Annotated in this window: 6 protein-coding genes; 2 read left to right on the top strand and 4 right to left on the bottom strand. The window is 64.4% G+C overall.

Annotation, left to right across the window (positions count from 1 at the left end):
* The first annotated feature begins 97 nt into the window (after positions 1-97).
* A complete protein-coding gene (locus EI545_RS21080; RefSeq protein WP_125327933.1) occupies positions 98-727 on the top strand; it encodes a glutathione S-transferase family protein in 630 nt (209 codons plus the stop codon).
* A gap of 154 nt (positions 728-881) precedes the next feature.
* Here EI545_RS21080 and EI545_RS21085 read toward each other — a convergent pair whose 3' ends face one another.
* The 3 genes from EI545_RS21085 to EI545_RS21095 form a co-directional block, all read right to left on the bottom strand.
* Positions 882-1,430 (bottom strand): carboxymuconolactone decarboxylase family protein, encoded by a 549-nt coding sequence (locus tag EI545_RS21085; protein ID WP_125327927.1) that lies wholly within the window; start codon positions 1,428-1,430, stop codon positions 882-884.
* 237 nt (positions 1,431-1,667) lie between these two features.
* A complete protein-coding gene (locus EI545_RS21090; protein WP_125327928.1) occupies positions 1,668-2,492 on the bottom strand; it encodes an SAM-dependent methyltransferase in 825 nt (274 codons plus the stop codon).
* 72 nt (positions 2,493-2,564) lie between these two features.
* Complete coding sequence (locus EI545_RS21095) at positions 2,565-3,551, bottom strand: MBL fold metallo-hydrolase (protein ID WP_125327929.1); 987 nt, start codon at positions 3,549-3,551, stop codon at positions 2,565-2,567.
* Positions 3,552-3,922: 371 nt separating this feature from the next.
* Here EI545_RS21095 and EI545_RS21100 point away from each other — a divergent pair, with 371 nt between their 5' ends.
* Complete coding sequence (locus EI545_RS21100; protein WP_125327930.1) at positions 3,923-4,990, top strand: hypothetical protein; 1,068 nt, start codon at positions 3,923-3,925, stop codon at positions 4,988-4,990.
* A gap of 50 nt (positions 4,991-5,040) precedes the next feature.
* Here EI545_RS21100 and EI545_RS21105 read toward each other — a convergent pair whose 3' ends face one another.
* Positions 5,041-6,414: an aminotransferase-like domain-containing protein gene (locus EI545_RS21105; protein WP_125327931.1), complete on the bottom strand. Its 1,374-nt coding sequence runs from the start codon at positions 6,412-6,414 to the stop codon at positions 5,041-5,043.
* Between the last annotated feature and the right edge of the window lie 252 nt (positions 6,415-6,666).

Consider the following 6,666-nt stretch of genomic DNA (forward strand, 5'->3'; position numbering starts at 1 on the left):
CACGTCCGGTGATGGGTATCCGTGCGACACGCTGGCCCCGGCTCTGCCGGACCAGCAAAGCGACTCGTTGAGTGAACCCAGCGAAAGGACCTGGCCCATGCCCGCCATCCGTCTGCACCGCTTTCGCCTGTCCGGCCATTCCCACCGGGTCGAGTTGATGCTGTCCTTGCTGGGCTGTCCGGCCGAGATCATCGATCTGCCATCCGGCGCGCAGAAGTCGCCCGCGTTTCTGGCGATGAACCCGTTCGGGCAAGTCCCGGTGATCGAGGATGACGGCTTTGTGCTGGCGGATTCGAACGCCATTCTTGTGTATCTGGCGACCCGCTATGACTTAGCGCGCCAGTGGTACCCGGTCGATGCCAAAGCAGCGGCGCAGGTGCAGCGCTGGTTGTCAGTGGCCGCCGGGCCGCTGTTCCAGGGCCCTGCCGTGGCACGGCTGGTGGGCCTCTTCGACGCCAAATACGATCTGCCCCGCGCGCAAGCGGTCGCAGCGGGCGTGCTTTGGGTGATGGAGGCGCATCTGGCGGCCGGGGGGCCGTTCTTTGCGGGCGGCGCCCCGACCATTGCCGATGTCGCGCTGTATTCCTATACCGCCCATTCGCCCGAGGGACATATCTCGCTGGACACCTATCCGGAAATCCGGGCCTGGCTCCACCGGGTCGAGGCGTTGCCCGGGTTCGTTCCCATGGTCCGTTCGGTGCCAAAGTTCGGTGGGCCTGCCGCGTGACGAAGTCAACCGGCTCGCCCTGTCATGAGGGCGAGCGCTGCGTGCAGGACCGCGCGGGAACCCGCGCCCGGATGGATGCGGCGGTTGGCCTTGGCAGGTGGTCCGGGCCGGGTCCTTGTTTCAGAATGCCGCGGTGAAGGCGCCGGATGTGGGCTCAGGCGGCCAGAGGTTTGGCCACCGGAAAGTCGATGGCCGTTTCGGCAACGTTGTTGACGTAATTGGTCAGCGTGTTCAGCGCGACATGCAGGACGATCTCGACAATCTGCGCATCGCTGAAACCGGCGGCCCGGATAGCCTCGACATCGCCATTGCCGACGCGACCACGCGCCTTGGTCACCGCAACCGCAAAGCGCACCGCCGCGTCGGCCTTGGCATCGCCCGAGGTGCCCCGGCGGTTGGCCAGAATCTCGGCCTCGTCCAGTTTCGCGAGGTTTGCGCCCATGTAGCTGTGCGCCGCCAGGCAATAGTCGCAGCCGTTGATCTCGGCCACCGCCAGCGCGATCCGTTCCCGCGTCTTGGCGTCGACCGCGCCTTTGCCCAGGGCCGCATTCAGGCCGAGGTAGCCTTCAAGGGCGGCAGGCGAATTGCCGACAACCCGGAACAGGTTCGGTACAATGCCGAACTGCTTTTTCACTGCCTCAAGCAGTGGCTGCGAGCCAGCTGGCGCGGTGTCGATGCTGGCTGGGGTATTGATGCGTGACATTGCGGTCTTCCTGTCTTGCTTGGCCTGCGGGACCATCCCGCGCCAGTGCAACAAAACCTAATTGCTTCGCCGCAAGGGCGGAATGCTCGGACCGCGCAATTCAGAGCCACGTTCAGCGGAATAATCATCTTGTCACTCGGGGGCCCATAGCGGCTGCGCGGATATGCTTCGGCGCAGGCCACACCTGAACGTGTGGCGGCAAAAGCTGCTGGTTGTGGCAGGCGGCCCGACAATGAGTCACAGGCCCTGCTTGACCGCCAAGAGCATGAAATGCGTGAGATGTGGCTTGTTTTTGCGGCTTCGGTCTATGTGCCGCAAGATCCAGCCGTGCTGCGCCATGAAATCTGCGGACCAGCCCGCCCGGTCGCCGCAATAGAGGGCATGGTCCTCCCAGAAGATGTCGCCATCTGGAATCTCGGCGCAGTGATCAACCAGAAAGCGACCGCCGCGCTGGAACAAGGCCCTCCACCAGCCTGGAGAATGGTAGCGGGCATATTCGGTGTTCCAGCCGTCGTCGTCGCGCAGCGCTTCAGGGATCGCCTCGGGGTCATCGCGAAAACAGGTCTGGCCGATCACGATGCGCCCACCCGGCTTCAGCAGTCTGGCGAGATAGTCCAGCATGCCCCGCCGTGCGCCGAACGAGTGGAAGGCCTGCATCACGAATATGGCGTCGAACGCTGCAATGCCGGCGGCCAGGCCGCGGGTCATATCCCCCTGCAGGGCAAACACTCTGTCCGCCACGCCCGCCTGCCGGGCCAGAAGCTGGCGTTCCTGCGCACTGGTCCAAAGATCAACGGAAACCACATGCGCGTCCAGTTCGGAGGCCAGCATCACCGACGTTTGGCCGCGCCCGCAGCCGATGTCGAGAATCCGTGCGCCGGGGCAGGGCGACAGATGCTGCGCCATCATCCGGGCCAGAAGCATGCCCCCCGGTGCCATCATGCGACCGTGGTCATACATGTGGTCGCGTGACATGGCCGCAAGCGGCGGATGCCGTGCGGTTGTTAGCCGCCGAAACCGGTGCCGGATCGACGCGGGCTCCAGAGTGTCAGGCGCTGCCATCTTCGTCTTGCCCTGTCAGCGGATACGGCCAGGAGGCTGAACCGCCCTGTGGCGGTCCAGCCGTGGGTGGTTTCAGACCTCGACTTCGTGCCATTCGCCGGGGCGCAAGAGCCGGAGCGTGTCGGCAACACCGGCCGTATTGAAGTCGCGCAGCATCTGCCAGCTGCCTTGCGAAAAATGCCGCCAGCCTTCGAAATGGGCGGGATAAGCGTTCTTCAGTTGCAGGAGTTTCGACAGACGGGCACCGTCCTCGGAGCGCATGGTCAGGATGTTGTCCCCGACCGCAGGCACGTTGGCCGCCCCCATGTGCAGAACGGCCGTACCAACTTTGTAGCGTTTGGCGATCTCTTCCAGATCGTCGATCCAGACGGTATCGCCCGAGATGTACAGCGCGCCGTCCTTCTGGCCTTCCCACTCGACCATGAACCCCGTCACCTCGCCGATGATGTCGCGCAGGTCCGGGTTGCTGGTGTGTACCCCGGGCATGGCAGTGATCTTCAAGGTCTCGCCTTGGGCATTGCTCACCTCGGTCGATTCCCAGGTTTTCAGGCCTTTGGGGTTGCCCGGCAGGCCAAGGGCGACGCTTTCCGGTGTGGTCAGGGCAAGCTTTGCCGTCCCCAACAGCCGCCGACCTTCGTTGTCGAGGTTGTCAAAGTGCTGGGCGTGGCTCAGCAGCACAAGGTCCAGTTCGCCAATCTGGTCGGCGGCAATCGGCGGTGCCATGATCTTGGTCAGCAGATGCCCGGGGCCCTCATCGCGCTCGGTGCCCTGCGGATCGAAGCCCGGATCGGTCAGGATGCGGAAGTTTCCGATCTCGATCAGGTAGGTCGGACCGCCCAGATAGGTCAGGCGGACGCCCATGCTGCCCGATGCGTTCGGGGCGGGGGGCGGCATCATGCCTGCAGTCTCGGCAAGGGCCGGCTGGCCTGTCATCGTGGACGCGGCCCCGACCATGACGGCCGAGACTGCGGTGGCACCCCCTCCAAGAAAGCCGCGGCGGCTGACATTGAAGAGGGACATTTCCGGAAGATCGCCATCAGGGCCATGTTCATGTTGCATCAAGGTGCTCCGTTGATCGGGGTGAGGTCTGGCACGTGGCCGACCAATCGGTCGCGCCCACGGCCCAGAGCATCGTTGACAGCGGCCTGCTTCGGAACGCGCGGTGGTCACAAGACACCATTCCACGAAGCGGAACAGTCGGCCTTCGGCTGCACCACTGCGCGACCTCTGTGGGAAGAGCGGGGTTGCTTGTCCTGCCGACCGACGCGCCTGTCGCCCGGCCAGACCACAGCTTGCTACTCTTCCGCCGTCGAAACGCGAGATCCACGCCCGGAACACCAGACGCCGGCCCCTCAATGATGATCTCGCAGGAGGCGAAGCATTCCGACAAAGCGCTTGGGTAAAATGCAAAGCCCCCGTATTTTGCACATATGAGACCGAGAACTCCTTCGAAATATGGGAATACCGACACCCTCCTCGATGACGTCGAGGAGGGCGAAGTGGTATCAACGGACGACCTGTGGTTCCTGCCCGGACCTATGGATGCGGAGCCGGACGATCTGCTGCCCGGGCCGCGATCAGAGCCGCGAGAGGCGGCGGCGATTGACGCATGGCGTCTGGCAGAGGCTGCCTGTGCTGCGCGTCTCGCCCGAGTTGCCGGCCGGATCGGCGCGCTGGATGATCGGCTGAAGCGGGGCCCGGAAGGTTGGCGGCACAGGCTTGCGCTGATCGAGGCGGCGGACCTTAGCTGGTTTGTGGGCGACCGGATTGGCCCGGATCGGCTGGCGCTTTGGATATCCCTGCGTCTGTCGGGGGCGCAGGACGACACCGCAGCGCTGACGCGTGTCGGATGGGCGGTTCGACGTCTGACAGGCGGTCCCGGACCCGAGCCGGACTTTCCCGCGTTCCTTGACCGCCGCGACCCGGACACCATCGCCGATGAAGCGGAGCCGTTTGCCGATCGCGCCGGCGGGTGGCTGGACCTGATGGCGGCCGCAGATGACCTGCATCCGTTCTCTCGCGCCTGCATGGGCTTTCACGTTTGGAGCCTTGCGGGCCTTGACCAGAACGGCGACCGGATGGAAGCGGCGGTCACTGCCGCGCGCATCGCAGCCACCGATGCCAAAGGCGCAGTCTTCGCGCCGCTTGCCATGGGCGGGGCAGGGGGGCTGCGCGCTGGCGGTGCGCCTGCACAGCGGCTGGTGCGTTGGCTTGACGGAATGGAGGCCGCATGCCTGACCGCGATGCGGCATCTTGACGACATCGAAGCCTGGTCGGGGCGTGCGAAAACCGAGATGTCCTCGCTTTCGGGCAAGACCCCGCCAGCCCTGCGCGGCGTTCTGGCTGAATGGCCCATTGTCTCGGCTCCGATGGCCGAGGCTTTGACAGGTGCCAGCCGGGCTGCGGTTCAGCGCAACCTTGCCTGGATGGAAGCGCAGGGCCTGATCCGCGAGGTGACAGGGGAGGGGCGGTTTCGGATGTGGCGGATCGTTGTATGAATGTCCGGTCGGCAGCGCATGCTTGCCCGTGCAGGACCACCAGACCTTCGCTAGCCCAGCCAGGTTTCGCCGTTCAAGCTGTTTGCCAGGAATGACAGCCCACTGCGCAGCCCTGCGCGGGTGATTGACCCGCCAAGGCAGACGCGCACGCGTTCATCAGCGGCACCAAGCACGGTGAAGGCGTCGGAAGGCATCAGCCCGATGCCATGCCCGTTCATCCTGCCCATCACCTCCGCCCGTCCGACACCGGCTGGCAGCTTCAGCCAGATGTTGAAAGCGTGCCTGTCGGCATCAAAACGCTGCCCCTGCAAAAGCTCGGCCGCGATGTCCTGCCGGGCGGCACTTTCAGCGCGGATAAAGCGGCAGATCCGGTCGGCGGTGCCATCTTCGATCCAGCGGGTCACAAGGGCCATCGACAAAGGTGACGCCATGACGTTGGTGACGCGCAGTGTTTGCGCCAGCTGATAGGATGACCGGCTGTCCGGCGCGATGGTAAAGGCAAGCCTCAGGCCGGCGCCGATGCATTTGGCCAGCCCGCCGATATGCCAGGTGAGCAGCGGGGCCAGCGTTGCAAAGGGCGGCGGCGCGTTTGGCAGGATGAACCCGTAGGCATCATCTTCGACCAGAGGCAGGTTGTGGCGCAGAAGGACTTCGGCGATTTCCATCCGCCGCTCTGCCGGGATGGTCAGGGTGGTCGGGTTGTGCAGCGTGGGGTTCAGATACAGCGCCTTTGGCTTGTGCTTGAGGATTGCAGCCGACAGCGCATCCGGCACGATGCCCGCGGCATCGACGGGCAGGCCGATCAGGTTCAGCCCCGCCCGCGCGACGATGGACCGCAAACCGGGATAGGTGACCGCCTCACACAGGATCGTGTCTCCGGGGGAGGCCAGAATGTTCAGCACGGCCACCATCGTTGCATGGGCCCCGGGTGTCACGGCAATACGGTCGAGGTTCGGGACCATTCCGCGCATCGACAGCCATGACAACGCGGCCGCACGGTCCATTTCGGACCCGACGGTCGACTGGTAGCGCAAGAGCGGCACAAGATTGGCCCCCACCGTGTCCAGACCCGCGCGCATCGCGGCCAGGAGCGCCGGGTCATCCGGTTCTGGCGGCAGGTTCATCGACAGGTCCTGCTCTCGTGTGCGCTGCAGATCGGCAACCGGGCCGGTGGCATCCGCCCTGGCCCGGATAAAGGTGCCACGACCGACATGGCTTTCGACCAGACCGCGGGACTGCGCTTCGGTGTAGGCCCGGCTGATCGTGGTGAAATCCAGCCCCAAAGCTTCGGCGAGACGCCGCTGCGGCGGCAGCTGGTCACCCGCCGACAGCATGCCGCTGTCGGTGTCACGCTCGATGGCGTCGGCAATTTCCAGGTAGCAAGGCCTGCCCTTCGCGCCAAGTGTGGGAACCCAGGACTTCACGATCTGCTCCGGAATTTCGCATTGACTGCCTTTGTATGCATCAAGGCCATATTGTCAAACGGCAATGCGATTCTGCCGAACTTGGGCGCCACCACTCATTCTCCGCCGCTTTTCTACCCGATGGCGATCAATTTGAGCCCAAGTTTTCAGCGCAGCTATCGTCTTGTGTGCAATATTGTATGGAGAATTGATTCAGATATTGATCGCATCGATCCCGCCTGCACCCTGATCTCATCCCAACTAGGACCAGGA

The organism is Tabrizicola piscis (genome assembly GCF_003940805.1).
In the GTDB taxonomy this organism is placed as follows: domain Bacteria; phylum Pseudomonadota; class Alphaproteobacteria; order Rhodobacterales; family Rhodobacteraceae; genus Tabrizicola; species Tabrizicola piscis.

Coding starts and splice junctions, on each gene's coding strand:
- EI545_RS21095 (WP_125327929.1), bottom strand. CDS start 3,551: ATGCAACATGAACATGGCCCTGATGGCGATCTTCCGGAAATGTCCCTC.
- EI545_RS21085 (WP_125327927.1), bottom strand. CDS start 1,430: ATGTCACGCATCAATACCCCAGCCAGCATCGACACCGCGCCAGCTGGC.
- EI545_RS21090 (WP_125327928.1), bottom strand. CDS start 2,492: ATGGCAGCGCCTGACACTCTGGAGCCCGCGTCGATCCGGCACCGGTTT.
- EI545_RS21080 (WP_125327933.1), top strand. CDS start 98: ATGCCCGCCATCCGTCTGCACCGCTTTCGCCTGTCCGGCCATTCCCAC.
- EI545_RS21100 (WP_125327930.1), top strand. CDS start 3,923: ATGAGACCGAGAACTCCTTCGAAATATGGGAATACCGACACCCTCCTC.